Annotated in this window: 11 protein-coding genes; 6 read left to right on the forward strand and 5 right to left on the reverse strand. The window is 70.8% G+C overall.

The window, feature by feature from the left end; genetic code table 11:
- Both A3IC_RS0148175 and A3IC_RS0148180 read right to left on the reverse strand, forming a co-directional pair.
- On the reverse strand, nt 1-414 hold a 414-nt coding region (locus A3IC_RS0148175), incomplete at its 3' end, for a response regulator (protein ID WP_020557225.1).
- Nucleotides 415-477: 63 nt separating this feature from the next.
- The gene (locus A3IC_RS0148180) at nt 478-711 is read right to left on the reverse strand and encodes a CBS domain-containing protein (protein WP_020557226.1); all 234 of its coding nucleotides are present in this window, start codon (nt 709-711) and stop codon (nt 478-480) included.
- Between the two features lie 567 nt (nt 712-1,278).
- Between A3IC_RS0148180 and A3IC_RS73950 the strand changes: the two genes are divergently transcribed.
- The 5 genes from A3IC_RS73950 (at nt 1,279) to A3IC_RS0148215 (ending at nt 9,785) form a co-directional block, all read left to right on the forward strand.
- The gene (locus tag A3IC_RS73950) at nt 1,279-1,527 is read left to right on the forward strand and encodes a sensor histidine kinase (protein ID WP_020557228.1); all 249 of its coding nucleotides are present in this window, start codon (nt 1,279-1,281) and stop codon (nt 1,525-1,527) included.
- Nucleotides 1,528-1,729: 202 nt separating this feature from the next.
- Complete coding sequence (locus A3IC_RS0148195) at nt 1,730-2,620, forward strand: universal stress protein (protein ID WP_026219603.1); 891 nt, start codon at nt 1,730-1,732, stop codon at nt 2,618-2,620.
- A 296-nt stretch (nt 2,621-2,916) separates the two neighbouring features.
- Nucleotides 2,917-3,561, forward strand: a complete 645-nt coding sequence (locus tag A3IC_RS0148200) for a DoxX family membrane protein (RefSeq protein WP_020557230.1) — start codon at nt 2,917-2,919, stop codon at nt 3,559-3,561.
- 103 nt (nt 3,562-3,664) lie between these two features.
- The gene (locus tag A3IC_RS60895) at nt 3,665-4,402 is read left to right on the forward strand and encodes a DUF6544 family protein (RefSeq protein WP_020557231.1); all 738 of its coding nucleotides are present in this window, start codon (nt 3,665-3,667) and stop codon (nt 4,400-4,402) included.
- A gap of 1,246 nt (nt 4,403-5,648) precedes the next feature.
- Complete coding sequence (locus A3IC_RS0148215; RefSeq protein WP_158696399.1) at nt 5,649-9,785, forward strand: NB-ARC domain-containing protein; 4,137 nt, start codon at nt 5,649-5,651, stop codon at nt 9,783-9,785.
- Nucleotides 9,786-10,110: 325 nt separating this feature from the next.
- On the opposite strand, the gene A3IC_RS60900 is transcribed toward A3IC_RS0148215, so the two are convergent.
- Nucleotides 10,111-11,679: an RICIN domain-containing protein gene (locus tag A3IC_RS60900; protein WP_158696400.1), complete on the reverse strand. Its 1,569-nt coding sequence runs from the start codon at nt 11,677-11,679 to the stop codon at nt 10,111-10,113.
- 298 nt (nt 11,680-11,977) lie between these two features.
- On the opposite strand from A3IC_RS60900, the gene A3IC_RS69520 reads away from it, so the two are divergent.
- Nucleotides 11,978-12,439 carry an RCC1 domain-containing protein gene (locus A3IC_RS69520; RefSeq protein WP_158696401.1) on the forward strand — a complete coding sequence of 154 codons (462 nt, stop codon included), beginning with the start codon at nt 11,978-11,980 and terminating at the stop codon, nt 12,437-12,439.
- 186 nt (nt 12,440-12,625) lie between these two features.
- Here the strand turns inward: A3IC_RS69520 and A3IC_RS0148235 are convergent, their stop codons facing one another.
- Together A3IC_RS0148235 and A3IC_RS0148240 are read right to left on the reverse strand one after the other, a co-directional pair.
- Nucleotides 12,626-14,869: an alpha-galactosidase gene (locus A3IC_RS0148235; RefSeq protein ID WP_020557237.1), complete on the reverse strand. Its 2,244-nt coding sequence runs from the start codon at nt 14,867-14,869 to the stop codon at nt 12,626-12,628.
- Nucleotides 14,866-15,894: a LacI family DNA-binding transcriptional regulator gene (locus tag A3IC_RS0148240; protein ID WP_026219605.1), complete on the reverse strand. Its 1,029-nt coding sequence runs from the start codon at nt 15,892-15,894 to the stop codon at nt 14,866-14,868. Before A3IC_RS0148240 ends, A3IC_RS0148235 begins: the two co-directional genes overlap by 4 nt.
- Nucleotides 15,895-15,980: the final 86 nt, after the last annotated feature.

Below are 15,980 nucleotides of genomic sequence, written 5' to 3' on the forward strand. Positions count from 1 at the left end.
CAGGACACGCGTGGTCACCGCCGGATCCAGCAGGGATTGCCCGCCGGCCACCGCGCGCACCGCCGCGATCAGGTCCTGCCCGCGGACCTGCTTGAGCACGTATCCCGCCGCCCCGGCCATGATCGCCGCGAACAACGCGTCCTCGTCGTCGTACGAGGTCAGGATCANCGCGTTGATCTCGGGAAAGCGCGAGCGCACCTCCCGGCACACGTCGATACCGCTGCCGTCGGGCAGGCGCCCGTCCAGGATCGCGACGTCCGGACGCAACGCCGGGATGCGCCGCGCGGCCTCGGCGGCCGAACCCGACTCCCCGACGATCTCGATGTCGGGTTCACCGCCGAGCAGGTCGGCCAAGCCCCTGCGGACCACCTCGTGGTCGTCGAGCAGGAACACGCGGATGGGCGACGTCGACACGGCCCTCCTCCGGAGGTAGTCGTACCTTCATTCATTCTCGAACGTCGGAGACGCCCGCGCCTGTCACCGTATCGGGCGGTGCAGCCCCAGGAGAACCGTCAGCAGATCGCGGTCGGTCAGGACGCCGAGCGCACCGCCGTCGACATCGGCCACCAGCAGGGCGTCGCGGTGGTGCTCGAGCAACTCCTCCCCGGCCGTGACCACGTCGGTGTCGGGGGTGACGAACGTCGTCTCGGTCCCGACGAGGGCGTGTCCGGCGGTGTGCCGCTTGAGGCCCAGCGGGTCCAAGGCCCACACGGCGGCGAGGTCGCGGTCGCTGATGAGCCGAGCGCCCGCTCGCCGTCGACGACGCAGACGTGGTGCGGGTGAGTGGCGATCATCTTGTCCATCGCCGCCCACAGGGTTCCCCAGCGGTCACCGAGACCACCGGGCCGTGCATCACCTCGCGCACGGTCGGGATCCAGCGCTCGTCTGCGCGGTTGCCTGCGTGGTGTCGGTCATGGCGTTGCTCCTGTCGTGTGTGTCGCAAGCGATATCGGGGGCGGTCCTCCTCGACGGGCAGCGACCGCAGTTGTCGGACTCGGTGGTGCGCGTGGTCGCCGGGTTCGCCGGGTTCGCCGGGTTCGCCGACCACGCGGCACCGGCTCTGGAGATCGCGGAACGGCGCCGAACTGTTGACCCTGCCCCAGGACCGCGACCGCATCGCCCGGGACCTGCACGACCTGGCCATCCAACGCCTGTTCGCCACCGGCATGACCCTCCGGAGCGCGACCCGCTTCATCGGGGTCGAATCGGCGGTGGACGCGCTGGACGACACGGTCGAGGTGATCAGGTCGACGATCTTCTCCCTCAAGGCCCGCGGCCGTGGGTACGGGCACGGGGCTGCGTTCGCGCTGTCTGCGGGAGGTGGACGCGGAGGTACACATCCGGACCGACGGCGACCACATGCAGCCGCGGGTGCGCGACGACGGCGTGGGCCCACCGACGTCCCCCACGCGCGACAGCGGGCTGGGGAACATGGGCGAGCGGGCCGAATCCCTCGGTGGCACCTGCTCGTTCGGGGCCGCCCCGGACGGCTGCGCCCTGCCGGACTGGCGAGTCCCGCTGGATTGACGCCACCAAACGCCGCCGTCCCGTCTCGGACGGGGCACGGGATCGCCCCCCGGCCGCACCAGCGATTCCGGCGGGGCCGTACCCGGGCCGACCGGCCCGGTTCCCCATGCCGAATGGCCCCTACGACGCCCTACGGAATGCGCTGACATGGACTCAACAGGCAGGCCCTGCCGGGCTGTTGCCGTCGAGAAGGGACGAGTCCATGTCTGTCACCCCGCACGCTCCCGTCGGACACGTGGTCGTCGGCGTGGACGGTTCGCCCGCCGCGCTGTCCGCCGTCACCCAGGCCGCCCTGGAGGCGGCGAACCGCGGACTGCCGTTGGAGATCGTCGGCGCGTGGACGCTGCCGGAGGACGGCCAACTCGACTCCTACGTCGGGCAGCTCCGTCGGGAGGCGGAGGAGGCGATCCAGGCGGCCGTCGCGCACGCGCAGGCGCTGCACCCGCAGGTGTGGACGATCGGGCGGGTCCGCCGCGGCGCCGCGCACGAGGTGTTGCTCGCCTCCGCCGAAAATGCCTCTCTCGTGGTGGTCGGCAGCCGCGGGCACGGACGCATGGCCGGCCTGTTGCTGGGCTCGGTCAGCCTGTCGGTGGCCGCCTACACGCCGTGCCCGTTGCTCGTGGTGCGTGGCGAACACGACCCCTCGCGGATCGTGGACGACGACGCCGAGGGCTTGGTCGTGGTCGGCGTCGAGGGCGCGGACTGCCAGCCCGCCGTGGAAGCCGCCTACGAGGAGGCCCAGTTGCGGCATCTGCGGGTGTGCGCGCTGAACGCGCTCCCGCCGGTCGCGCCCGCGCCGATCGGGCTGCCCGCGCCTGCGCTGGAGTCCCTGGCCACGGCGAGCGCACTGCAGCGCGCCGCCCTGGACGCGTGGACGGCCGTGCCTCGGGCCAAGCACCCCGAGATCGAGTCCCAGGTGCGGCTCGTGCGCGAAGGCGCGGGTCGCGCATTGGTGGAGGCGTCCCGCGAGGCCGACCTGGTGGTCCTGGCCGCCCACCGACGCACCGCGCGTTTCGGGACCCGCCTGGGCCGGGTCAGCCACATGGTGCTGCATCACGCACACGCCCCCGTCCTGCTCGTGCCCGTGGGCTGACCCGGCGTTCCGGTCACGCGCGAACGGAGGGCACGGCACGAAGGTGCGATGCCCTCCCGGGCGCCCATCGGGCGCGGGCGGTCGTCCCCGATCGATCGGGGGCGACCGCCCGTTTTCGGTGCGCGTGCGGCTCGCCCGCAACGCCCCACGGGACCGGCTGTTGGACCCGACGACTCGGGCCGATCGGCCCTGGGGTGGGCACCGGACACGCGGGAGATTGATGTCACGGCCCGGCGGAACACGTTCGTGGCCGAGCGCCGGGCACCGGGCCCGGCGTCACCAGGGAGGGAACCGACATGGCAACGTCGCACCAGCACCGACTGTCCCCGCGCCCGCACCTGCACCGCTCCGCCCCGACACCCCGAGCCACGGTCGACGGATCCGCGCCCGACACCGCGACCGGCTCCCCGGCCGTCGCCGCGGTCCGCACCACCGACATCGCCGTGGCCGGCCTGCGCGTCCTGCTGGGCTTCGTGTTCCTGTGGGCGTTCCTGGACAAGACCTTCGGCCTCGGCTACGCGACCGCGAGCGGCAAGGGATGGGTCGACGGCGGCTCCCCCACGAAGGGCTTCCTCTCCCACGTGGACGTCGGTCCGATGGCCGGCACCCTGCGCGGCTGGGCCGGCGAGCCCTGGGCCGACTGGCTGTTCATGCTCGGCCTGCTCGGCGTCGGCGTCGCGCTGATCCTGGGCATCGGTCTGCGCCTGGCCGCCCTGTCCGGTACCGCGATGATGGCGCTGATGTGGATCGCCGAATGGCCGCCCGCCAAGCACCTCGACAGCGGCAAGCCCAGTTCCTCCACCAACCCCTTCGCCGACTACCACGTCATGTACGCCATCTCCCTGATCGCCCTCGCCGCGGTCGCCGTCGGCAGCCGGCTCGGGCTGGGCGCCCTGTGGGCCCGCCTGCCGATCGTCCGGGACCACCGTTGGCTCCTTTGATGGCCACCAGGCTCGGCCGGGCATCGTCCACGTGACGGGCCCGGCCGAGTCCTACTGTGGCGGGCCGCCCGGATCCGATCCCCTACCGACGGGACCCGAAGCCATGCCGGCACCTCCCGCACAGCCCGAGGAACCCACTCCCGCGCAGCCCACCGAACGCCTCGCCGAATCGGCCGATCCCGTACGGGGCGAGCCACCCGAGCCGATCCGGCGATGGCTCGCCCACACGGTCCCGGGCGCCGCACCCGCCCCGACCTCGGTGGACCTGCGCGCGCACGGATGCATCCGGGTCCGGCGAAGGTGGTGTCCTTTCGTGTCCCGACAGACCCTGACCCCGCCCACCGCCTTCCGCTGGGACGCGCGCGTGCGCGGGCCGGCCGGGATCCGGATCAACGGATTCGACCGCTTGGACGCCAACGGCGGCACGACGCACTGGCGTCTGTTCGGCGTGCTGCCCTTCGTCGGCGCGTCCCTCACGGACATCACCCGCAGCACGGCGGGCCGCCTGGCCGGGGAGTACGTGATGATGCCCGCCTTCGCGCTGCGCCCGGAGGTGCGTTGGCAGGCCGTCGACGACACGCGGGCCGTCGCCCACGTCGTCGTCGCCGGGCATCCGCACGAGGTGACCGTGACCGTGAGCCCGTCCGGCGCCCTGGCCTCGGTCTCCCTGCCGCGGTGGGGCAACCCCGACGGCGGCCCCTGGCGCGAACACCGCTTCACCGCCACCTTCGACGGCGAGGCATCCCGAGGCGGACTCCTCCTGGCGACCGGCATCCACGCCGGGTGGGAGAGCACCGGCGCGTTCATCCGCTACGACATCGACGCCGCCGACTTCCGATGACACGACTCGGGCACATGTCCACGACACCGCAGCGGCTGTCGTGGGGACGCCGGTCGAGGGCGAGCCCCGGCAGGTCCATCCGCAGGGCTGGTTCGAAGCCGGTGAGGTCGGCCGGCCCGGACGCGTGCGCGCGGCCTGCGCTCGGATCCGAGTGATCGTGCTGTCGTCCAGCCGGTCGAAACGGGCATGGCTGGTGTGGCCGAGCGCACGAGGCGGACCCGCCATGCCCGGCGTCCGGATTCGCCCCCGATCCAGCGGCAAAAAGCGGATCCACCGCAGGATCCGCACGCCCTCGGTGCCCGCCGCCCTGTCGCCACGCCACGAACGAGCGGCCCCGGGAGTCCGGTGGTTCACGAGTGTGCCCGCGAGTCACCGCCTGCCGGGATGAGGTTCGTCCGTGGCCGGGTGTCGCCGCGGAGGGCAGGTCCGGCACAAGGTGTCGGATAACGGCCGGTGACAAGCCTGTTCGTTGCCTGCTCTTCGTCGTGTACGACGCGCTACGTTGAGCGAGCGATATGTGCGCGAGGAGGCTTTCCGGCGGGGATGGGTGGTGACGTGGTGATCCGGTTCTGCGCGTTGCCGCTGACGGCGCCCGCACCAGGGGCGGTCGGCCGAGTTCGTGGGTCCGCGTGGTCGCCACGGCGGGTGGCCGCGAATGACCGCGGCCCGAGTCGGGTGGCGGCCATTCGCAAACCGTGGTCAACGGGTCACTTGTGTGTGACCCACTCGAGGATGATCCCGACTGCACCCGAGCCGACGGCGGTGGCTGCGCCACAGACGGCGGCTCGGACCGCGAGCCGCGTCAGGCGCCGCGGGAACGCGCGCGTGCGCGAGAGGTTCTTCTGCTGCATCGTGCCTCTCCGATGGTTGGGGCGCCCCGGCCCGTTGCGGGGCTGCTCGGGTCCCATCAGGCCAGAGGGACGTTCGGTCCGGGGCGAGGCCGGACCTGCGCGGCGGGAACGACGGCCGATGGCCGGCAGCGATATCGATGGTCCGGTTGGTCCGGGTCGGGTCCGGTCCGGACGACGCGAAGGGATGCGGACGCCTGATGACTGGGGAATCGAGAACCGCGTTCTCACGGTGGGTCCGCGAACTGGACGAGCTGTGGAAGGACTGTCCGGACAAGATGATGCTGCTCAGGCATGCCCGTGTTCCCAAGCAACGGTGGTCGGAGTGGCGACGGGGGGAGGACTTCCCGAAGTCGTTCGACGACGTCGGCGCCGCGATCGCAGTGATACAGCTTCACATGAAGCAAACCCGTCAGGGTTACCAGGCCAAGCCTCTCGGCACGTGGCGGAAGCTCTGGCAGGCGGCCGCCGAGGAACGCCGCTCGAACCGTGACGGGCAGTCCCCGCCCGTCACGGTGCCGCGGACCGAGGTGGAGCCGGTACCTGCGGAGTTCGTCGCTCGACCCGGGGTCCATGAGCGCATCGTGGCGGCCCTCGGCGCGGCCGGTGGGGACAGGAACCCGGTGTCGGCGCGGACGCCGGTGGCACTGGTCGGGATGGGTGGAGCGGGCAAATCGACACTGGCCCGCGCGGTCGCCGGTGACCCGCGGATCAAGCAGCGGTTCCGAGACGGAGTGTTGTGGTTCTCGGCCGACGACCGATCCGCCGACGCCTGCCGCGCGGCGCTGTCGACCACGATGGGAACACCGACTGCGGGCACCGATCCCGAGGCGGGAATCGCAGCGTTACGCGCCGGACTTCGATCACTCAACAGTCTGATTGTCCTCGACAACGTTACTGTGAGTGCCCAGGTGAGGGCGATGGACGTGTTCGGCTCGGCATGCGCCATGCTGATCACCACCCGGGACCTGCAGGTCGTCTCTCACGGCCAGGTCCGGATTCGGGTCGACCCGCTGGACCCGCGGGCGGCGCGGGCGGTGTTGGCGGCGTACGCGCGCGTGCCGCCACAGGACCTGTCGCCGGAGGCGGGCGAGGTGGCCGAGCACTGCGGTGGGCTTCCGCTGGCGCTGGCGATCTGCGGTGCGCTGGCCGGTGAGGGCTACGGATGGGACCGGCTCCTGCGAGCCCTGGCCCGGCCCCGCCCCGCAGCGCTGGTGAAGCAACTGCCGGACTACGAACATCCGTCCGTGCCGGCGGCGATCGCAGCGAGCACCGGGACACTGGCCGAGGTGACCCGCGCATGCTACGAGGATCTGGCGGTGTTCGCCGACTGTGGCCCGGTCCCGGTCGAGGTCGCCGAACTGATGTGGCGACATCGCGGTCTGGACGACATCGACACCGCGACCACGGTCGAACTGCTCGCACGCCGCTGCCTGCTGACCTTGCGGCCCGAGACGGAGACGTTCGTCCTACACGAACTACTGCAGGACTACACACGGGACAAAGTCCGCGGGCACTGGGCCACGTTGCACGAACGGCTCGCGACAGCGTTCCTCGACGGGTGGGGTGGACTCGACGCCGGATTGCCCGGCCTTGTCGAAGTCGCGGGGCTCGACGACCGCGACCGCTACGGTTTGACCCACGTGGCCGGGCATCTGGTCGAGGCCGGCCGCGACGATCTCCTCGACCGGTTGTTCGCCGCGGAGTCCCGCCATGACGAGCGGGTCAACACCTGGTTCGTCGCACACGAGCGCGCCGGACTGGTCCACGAGTACCTCGACGACCTGGCCATGGCGCGAGAGCGGGCCGCTGCCGGCACCGACCAGGCGAGTTCGGCGACGCAGCGGGATGTGCGCATGGCTCTGGAGATCCGCTACGACCTCATCCGAAGCTCGATCGTGACGCGCGCGGCGGCGATACCCGCCTCGGTCCTGTCGGCCCTGCTACGAAACCGGGTGTGGACCTTTCCGCAGGCCGAGGCATACGCCGCGCTGATGCCCGACGCACAGGAGCGCTCGGCGGCGTATCAATTCCTCGCTCGTGCGGCGAGTCGGGCTCCGCGGCGCAGACGCAACCTGGTCGAGTTGGCCGCGCAGGCCGCCGAGAGCTGCGACATCGTGGTGCATCGCATCGTCTTGCTGGTGCAGTTGCTGGACGTGGCGGGCCCGGAGCAACGTGAGTCGATATTCGAGCGCGCATTGGCGTCGGCCGACGGGGATCCTTCGCGTTCAGCGGAGTTCCGCGCGTGGGTCCTCGCGAACGCGGCAAGGTGGTTTCCGCAGCACGCACTGCGCGAACTGCGCGCAGGGGCACGGCATGGCGTCGATCGCCGCTATTTCCTCGAGGTACTGCCAGACGCGCTGTCGGCCTTGCCGCAGCTCTATGGCGAGGTGCTGGAGTGGGCCCGGAAACCGGGCAGTAGTCCCCACGATCGGAGCAAGGCGCTGCGGGCGGCCTTGGCGGCCGCGGGCGCGGATCGTGACGCGCTGATTCACGAACGGCTCACCGGCGACAGATCCGCGCCGGAACTGAGAGGCGGCCGTCACCTCATCGTCGAGGACCTCGCCGAACATCTGTCGGATCCGCAGCTACGCGAGCTGGTCCACCGGGAGCTTCCGGAGGCCGGGCCCTACGCGGCCGCTTCCATCTTGACCTGCGCGATTCCCCGCCTGGCCGATCCCGATCGGTCCGAGCTGATCGCGCGGGCGACCGACTTGCTGCGAGACCGGAGTCTACGACCGTGGGACAAGCGGTTGGTCGCGTTGCTGCGGACAGTTCCCGAGCCCGGTCGTCGCGAGCTGTTGGAGGAGCGGGTCGAGGCGCTGTTCGAGAGCGATCCCGCCGCCGCGGCGCGGCAGGTCGCCGCATGCGCCGCCTTTGCGCCCGACCATCTCCTGCGACGCGCGGCCGCCCGCACCATGCACGACGACGAGGCGACACACACCCTTCGTCTTCTCGCGCCCCATTTCACGCGCGACGAACTATGTCGCTACCTGGCCTTGCGGCGCCCCGAGCCGTCGGTCGCCTGGGCGGGCGCGTTGGCGAACCTGACACCCGCTCAGCCGTCCGATGAGCAGCCCGGCCTGGTCAGGCGGATCGTCACGCTGACCGATGACGATACGCGGGTCGATCTCCTGGCCCGGATCGTCCCGCGACTGGCGAGGATGGCGCTGCGCGAGGTGGCGTCCGCGGTCACCGCCGAGGGCAATCCGGCAGGCGCGGCCCGGCTGTTCGTGTCGCTCGCAGCGCGCACCGACGGGCCGGGGCACGACGACCTACTGGGGCGGGCTCGCGAGGCGGCGCGGCTCAGTGACCGCAAGGGCATCGTCCGGCTGCTGCTCACCCACGCGACGACCGCGCAGCAACTCGCCCTTGCGCTGCGCATCCCCGCAGTCGTCCACGAAACCGTTCGCGAGCCGCTGCCGACCGGCGAGGCGGAGATGCCGCCTGACGTGATCGCGTCAGCGCTGCGGATCGCCCGGCGCGTCAGCAATCCGTGTCACAGAGCGTGCGAACTCGCCGCCGTAGCCTGCCATGTCCCCGCCGATGACGTGCCGGCCCTGCTGCATGAGGCCATGGCCTCGGCGCTCGTCCCCCACGGGCACGACGATGACGAGGGATGCGAAAACCTGGATGTGCTCTGGAGGAGCGCCGATCGGGTGGCCGAGCGCGCAAGGCCGCAAGACACGTTCGACGCCTTCGCGCCGACGCTCGTCACGGACGATCCCGACGAGCGGCTCCGTCAGCTGAGCTGCCTGATCCCCTACCTTCCCGCCGCCCACCGCGAGGCTGCGGTCGCCCACACGCTGGACTGTCTGGAGCAAATGACCGCCGGCGAGCGGTATCACGACCGTTCGGAATGGCGGATTCGCAGCGGATTCGCCGTCCTCGCACCGCACTTGGATCCGGCGGCACGACGTCGCGCCCTACGAATCGCACACAACCTCCCCGAAGGGGGCAAAATCGATGTGTACGCCGAACTGGCCGCGACCGCCGACCCGGTGCTCCGCGCCGAACTGTTGAGTCTGCTGACCAGGCAACTGCACGAGGGCGCCTCGACGTGGGACCTCTCCCATGCGCTGACCAGGATTCTCCCCTGGCTCGGGGAGCAGGAGTCCGCCGCCCTGATCGGCGAACTCTTCGAGAAGGTACGCCATGACGGCCGATGGCACGGGGCGTTCTCCGAGACCGTCGAAGAACTTGCTCGTCACCTCACACCGGGCCTCCTGGACAAGGTGGCGGGCATCGTCGCACGACATCCCTCGCCGTCGGAGCGGGCGCGTGCCAGTACGGAACTCGCGCTCGCGTCCTCGGTGACACTTCCGGAGCACTGGCCAAGGTTCTGGCGTGCGGCGCTGGCGGACGCCGCGGCACTCGGCCGGTCCCATGTGCTCGTTTTGCTTTCGCGGCTTCCACTCGACGAGCGGCCCGATCTCGCGGTGCCCGCGCTGTCCGCACTCGTGGATGTGCGGCGGTGGTGGCCTGGCGGAGCACCGGACGGGGAGACGTCCGATCAGCGGCGCACGACGTCGTGATTGTCCTCTGGTGTGTCGGGCGTGCGGACCGGGCTTGGGCAGCCGGTGCGCACGCCCGACCGGTGTCGCGTGCGAGGTGCTGTGTGATCGGGCGGGTCGCCGGGTCGAGGATGTGGAGGGCGGAGCGGCAGGTACAGCGACGACGCTGATCCACTCCCGGCGCAGGCATCGGGTGGCGTTGCCGCGTCGGGGCGGCACGAGACGAAGGTGCGCCCGCCGTCGCGGTCCGAGGGGAGAGGGCCGGGGAGAAGAAGGTCTGGCCGTACCCAAGAGGGGCGCTCCGACGGCCCGGAGGCCGCAGGAGCGCCGGGGGTGCTGTCGGCTGTCAGTTGAGGGCGGCCCAGTTCTGCGTGTTGGTGTTGGCGGCCGGGTTGGTGATGACGGCGGCGCCGGTGGTGACGGTGGCGCTGTCGAGGGAGTATCCGCTCGCCGGGTTGGTGATCGTCAGCGTGCCGCTGCCGTTCTGGGTGACCTGCCATTCCTGCCAGGGGTTGGAGGAGTTGACGGCCCGCAGGGTGGCCTGGTCGCCGGCGTTGTAGGGCGCGGTCAGCACGAGTGCGTCCGGGCAGCCGTCGATGAGTTTCGCCGTGCCGTTCGCGTTCGCCCTCAGCGTCCACTGCTGCCTGGCGCTGGTGGGATCGTAGGTGTAGAGGGTGGCGGGGGCGCTGCCGGAGGCGCCGCATTGGCCGACGCGTTCCATGGCGAGGCCGCCGCCGTTGGTGAGGGCGTGGGTTCGGCCGTCGCCCACAATCGTGGGACCGTAGTCGATGGCGTGGGCGGCCAGGCGGGTCAACGCGCTTCCGGTGGTGGCGAGCGGAGGGTTCGCGGCGGGCCGAGTGGTCTTGAAGTAGTCGGCGAAGGTGGAGGGGGTGTGCGTGGTCAGCACGCCGATGGTGCCGTTCCAGCCGCCGTCGAGGTTGTTCCACAGGTCGAGCAGCGAGCCGTCCACGTTGCCTTGGACCTGGTCCCCGGTGTCCCAGCCGGTGGAGTAGGTGAAGCTTTTGCTGCCGCCGTTGGGCCACACGTAGCGGTAGTCCCCGAGGAGGTGGGCGGCGGTGGAGTCGGCGAAGCCCTCGACCCAGGCGCAGGTGCCGGAGCTGGCCTTCTCGATGTAGTGCGGGTTGCAGCCGGTGACGTTCGGCCACCATCCGTTGTAGAGACGGTGCAGCAGGAAGTGGCCGGCCTCGTGGAGCACGGTGTGTTCGGAGTCGGGGTCGGCGGCGGAGAGGTGGACGGTGTTGGCCAGGTCGTAGACCGGACCGTCGACCGAGTCGGCGGTCCACCGGATGTTGAGTTCGGTGCAGGCGTTGTTGTTCGCCTCGTGGGCGGACCAGCAGTCGCTGACGGGGTTGTTGCGCTTCCACCACAGGAGGTTGACGGTGTCGAAGGCGTGCCAGGCCCGCGCGGTGCCGGCAGACGGCTTGAGGGTGCCGAGGTTGATGCCGGCGGCGATGTTGGCCTGGGTGGGTGAGTCCAGGGTGTAGGGGGCGCCGGTGCTGTCGCCGACCTTCCACAGCTTGGTGCTCTCGGTGCGGAACCGCACCCACATGCTGCTCATCGAGGTGGTGGAGGTGGGGGTGTAGCAGAGGTTGAAGCCGCCGTCGTCGACGCCGGTGTACTGGTAGTCGGGGGTGAGCTGGTGCGGGGCGTCGGTGGACTTCTCCTTGCCCCACAGCTGGGCGTTCGCGTTGCGGACCGGCTTGGTCATCGTGGGCTTGTTCGTGCCGGCTTCGGCCGACTGGTAGTCGTACTGGAGCTTGCCGCTCAGGCAGATGGGGGACGCCGCCGCGGCGCCGGACGCCGTCGGCGGAACGGCGGCGACGGCGAACAGGGTGGCGAGCAGGGCGGTGCCTATGGCGGCGAAGCCGCGCGGCAGCCGAATTCCGATGGGCAAGAGATTCCTCTCCTGGAGCATTTCGAAGTCCTGTCCATGCGGGCCGCCGCCGTGCGAGGAATCCGGGCCGGCCCGTCCCGAACGCAACGAAGCTCCGGGCGCACGAGCGGCCTTCAAGTCGCCCTGAAGTACCCGGTGTTACGTCGCGAAGCCAGTCTGTCACCGCGCCATCTCGCAAGTTGCCTGTTTTAAGAAGAAGCGGCGGTATTTTCCATGGCGGGGCAGTTGCGGTGCTGCTCCTACGGGCCACCCCTGGCCCGGGCCGTGACCTCAAGCCCGCAGCACCAAGAGCGGCACCGTGCCGGTCGACGTCGACTGGCTCGAAGGCGTGAGCCACATCGTCGCCGGCGCCCACCACCACGACATCACCAGCGACCCCAGCGTGTGGGGCTGGGGCACCAACCGGTACGGCCAACCGCCGGACGGCGACGAGAACTTCACCACAACGCCGCGCGCGCCGACCCCACCACACCCGTGGAGATCCCCCGCCTCAAGGACGCCCGGGAACTCGCCGCAGGTCCCGCGCATGTTGCAACGACCCCTTGAACCCAAGCTGCGACCCGGCGTCGCTGTGGTGGACCGACTCCCCGCGCCGGACGGGGTGTTGGGTGCGGTCGCGCTGCCACAGGCCCATCTCGAACGCGGAGCGCACGAGGTCGGTGCGTTTGTCGGTGGCGACCGACCAGCCGACGACGCGACGGGAGATGGTGTCCACGGCCAACGCGACGTGGACTATCGGCCCACGCGGCGACGTGCGTGAAGTCGGCATGAGTCTTCCGGCCGCCGGGGCTGGCGTCGGCAAGGTCGTTGGCAGTTCCGGCAGAAGGCACTCCGCCCACGCGGCAAGCCCTCGGGAGCGCGTTGCGGCGGCCGGTTCCGGATCCCGGGGACGAACTCGCCGACGGCATCACCTCCCCCGTGAGCAGTGCCGCTTCATGGCGTACCGCTATTCGAAGCCGCCGTCGACGAACCACCGCCGGAGCGCCGTGTTCGGTGATTGCGGGTCGAAGTCGCGGCCTGGCGGTGGGTTGGAGACGGGCGTTGTGGCCCGCAGTTCCATGACCACGGCTTGGGCCGGGTCGAGCAGTGGTGCGGCCAGGCCGACGGTGGCCAGCGCCGATCCGGACACGCAGACCGATCCGCGGGTGATCCAGGGCACGGGGCGGGAGGGAAAGCTGGTGGGCATGCCGATCTCCGGGCAGACCGAGACGGTGTAGTGGGTCTGTGGATCCAGACCGGGGAATCGCAGTCGGGCGGGGACGGAGTCGGTGGAGCCGGTCAGTTGGACCAGGCTGTACACGGCGTGCAGGCGGTCGGCCGCGACCACGCCGTGGAGCCGGCTGCTCGGGTCGGGGTGGTCCGCATGGACCGTTCGGCCGGTGTGCAGCAGGGGTCTGAGCCGTTTGTACAGCCGGACCCAGGCGCCGAGTCGATCGAGTTCGGCGTCGGTGCAGGCGGTGAGGTCCCATTCGATGCCCGCGTGTCCGAACAGGGCGGTTGCGAGGCGGAAGCCCAGTGCGGTGCTGCGGCCGGTCGTGTGGGCGGTGGCTGCCCCGACATGGCAGCCGAGGAGTTCCGGCGGCACGAGCAGCCCGGTCCAGCGCTGTATCGCCTGTCGTTCCAGTGGGTCGATGGTGTCGGAGACCCATACCCGGTCGGTTCGCTCCAGGATGCCGTAGTCGATGCGTGCGCCGCCCGATGAGCACGACTCGATCTCCAGGTGGGGATGCCGGGCCCGAAGCTCGTCGAGGAGCCGGTAGCCGGCCAGTGTCTGGGCGTGGACCCCGGCGGTACCGGCGTGGATCGCCTCCAGCAGATCGCGGTTGTGGTCCCACTTCAGGTAGTCGAGTTCGTACTCGTCGACGAGGGCGTGCAAGCGGGCCAGGATGTATGCATAGGTATCGGGCCTGGCCAGGTCGAGCACCTGCTGGGATCGGTGCGGCAGGGCGGGTCGGCCGGGCGCGGCGAGGAGCCAGTCCGGATGCGCGCGGGCGAGGTCGGAGTCGGGGCTCACCATCTCCGGTTCGACCCACAGCCCGAACTGCATGCCGAGTTCCCGGACCCGCTTCACCAGCGGGTGCAGCCCTTGGGGCCAAACCGTCCGGTCGACCGCCCAGTCTCCCAGTCCGATGGTGTCGTCGCGGCGACCGGTGAACCAGCCGTCGTCCAGGACGAATCGCTCCACCCCGATGTGGGCGGCGTGCTCGGCGAGTTCGGTGAGCTTGTCGAGCCGGTGGTCGAAGTAGACGGCCTCCCAGGTGTTGAGCACGACGGGCCGCGGCGTGCGGGGGTGGTTCGGCCGGTCGCGCAGCCGCCGGTGCAATCGCTCGGCGAGCCCGTCGAGTCCTCGGTCGGACCAGGCGAAGTAGATCCACGGACTTTGATGGGACTCTCCCCGGGCCAGTCTGATCTCGCCCGAGGTGAGGAGTTCTCCGGCTCCCAGGACCGGCCCGTGTTCCGGTAGCCGTTCGGTGTAGTGGACGTGGTTCCCGCTCCAACCCGCGTGCACCGCCCAGACATCGCCGTGGCGGAAACCGAAGGCGGCCTCACCGGCGATCAGAAGGCCGGTCGCGTCGTGGCCCGTGCGTCCGCGGCGGGACTCCCGGACCGTCAGTCCGTGCCGGAGCGGGCCTCGCTGCGGTGCGCGTTCTCCGGACCACCGTCCGGTGAAGTCCAGCACCTCCGTTGCCCCATCCCCGGTCGGCAGTACGCAGGTGACGGATCCCAGCGTGAACACTCCCGGGTGGTCGTTGGTCACCTTGTGACGCATGCGCACGACGCCCGAGGGCTCCATGTGGATCTCCGTGTCGACCGACACGCCCGCCGCGGCGTCGCACGTCTCGATCAGCAGCCGGCCGCCGGTGCCGACGCGGGGTTCGACGCCGGACAGTCGCACCAGTTCCAGGCGCAGGTGCGGGAAGCGCCCCTCCCGGTCTCCCGTGATACCGGGTCGGCCCGCCCAGCCGTCGGACTGCTGCGGGAGGAGCCGCAGAAGTACGGGAGCGTCGACCGAGGCCACGGGCCCGGACGGGAGAGTGCCCAGGATCAGCTCGTCGGGAGGGTCCGCGATCCCCGGGTCGGCCCCCCAGTGCAGGACACGGGGAACGGCGGGGCCGGTCGCGTCCAGAATCAGTGCCGTGCCCGCGGCGGCGAGTACGACGACGTCACGGCGCCGCGGAGTCGCCGTCATGAGCGCGGGGCCGCGGTCGAGCGGCGGACGACGACCTCGGTGGGAAGTACCACCGGCGGCGCGGTCGCCCCTTCCATGACCCGCAGGAGCGCTCCGACGGCCTTGGTCCCCATGTCCGTCGCGTTCTGCCGCACCGTGGTCAGTGGCGGTCCGGTGAACGCGGACAGGTCGATGTCGTCGAAGCCGGTCACGGACACGTCCTCGGGTACGCGCAGGCCGTGCTCACGCAACGCACGCAGGATGCCGATCGCCATCATGTCGCTCTCGGCGATCACCGCCGTGAAGTCCTGTCGAGTGGCCAGGAGATCGAGCATCTCCCGGTACGCACCGTCCGTGGACCAGTCCGACTTGCGAGCGAGCCCCGGGTCTTCGGGGAGGCCTCGAGCGGCCAGTGCTTGGCGGATCCCGGTCAGGCGGTCACGACCTGAGGGATCCGTCTCGGTGCCGGTCACCCGGGCGATTCGTCGGTGACCCAGATCCAGCAGGTGCTCGGTGATCCGGCGCGCGCCGTCGGTATTGTCCGAGGTGACGAACGTCGCTTTGGGCCCTTGGCCGATTGTGTCGACGAAGACGGTCGGCAGTCCCGACTCGACCAGGGCCTGGATCCGCACGTCGCCGGGTGGGCAGGCGACCATGATCGCGCCGGCCACCCGTCGGGAGCGCAGCAGCCGGACGTAGCTGTCGCTGGCCGTACTTGCCGGGCGGGAGGGCAGCAGCAGGTCGTAGCCGGCCCGCCCGGCGGATTCCTCGATGTGGCGCAGAACGTCGAGGTGGAAGTGGTACTGCGGCCGGATCAACTGGGACAACGCCCACGCGTCGTTGGCGAAGAAACCGAGCGCGATCGTCTTGGAGCGCGCCCCGGACAGGCTTTGCGCCGCCACGTCCGGCTCGTACCCGAGACTCGACGCGGCGGCTTCGACACGCTTGCGCGCTGCCTCGCTTACCCTCACCGTGCCCGACAGGACCCGCGACACCGTCGCGCGGGAAACTCCCGCGAGCCGTGCCACCTCTTCACTCGTGGCCATCGTCCCCCCTTGCTGCCTGCTCGCCGACCGTCACTGAAGACCTGCCGCGAGTACATGATTCTCATGAACGCGCGTGCACAGCATAT

This window comes from Embleya scabrispora DSM 41855 (assembly GCF_000372745.1).
GTDB classification, from domain to species: Bacteria; Actinomycetota; Actinomycetes; order Streptomycetales; family Streptomycetaceae; genus Embleya; species Embleya scabrispora.